This is a genomic window from Paraburkholderia sp. BR10937 (genome assembly GCF_040965695.1).
Classification (GTDB): Bacteria; Pseudomonadota; Gammaproteobacteria; order Burkholderiales; family Burkholderiaceae; genus Paraburkholderia.
In genome coordinates this window covers 1-255 of sequence record NZ_JBFRCL010000210.1, presented here as the reverse complement: position 1 = coordinate 255, position 255 = coordinate 1, and the positions used below count along the sequence as shown (strand labels likewise).

General features: G+C 63.5%; 1 protein-coding gene. It reads right to left on the bottom strand.

The window, feature by feature from the left end; all coding sequences use genetic code 11:
* On the bottom strand, positions 1–255 hold a 255-nt coding region (locus AB4Y44_RS42695; RefSeq protein WP_368702845.1), incomplete at both ends, for an amino acid permease.

Sequence of the window (255 nt, the reverse complement as noted above, 5' to 3'; positions counted from 1 at the left end):
CGGTGCCGCTCGGGCTCACGAATGCGTCGACGTACAGCAGGATCGCGAGCCAGTTCAGGTTCAGCGCGATCGCGAGTTCCGCGAACGGCGACTTGAAGTTGAACGTGTTCCAGCCCTTCGCGACGTCAGCCGGATTGACCGCGCCGATATAGGCGACCTGCAGCAGCACGTAGATCACGAGTGCGCAGAGGATCGAGCCGATGACTGCGAACGGCACGCTCTTCGCCGGATTGCGCGCCTCACCCGCGAGGTTGA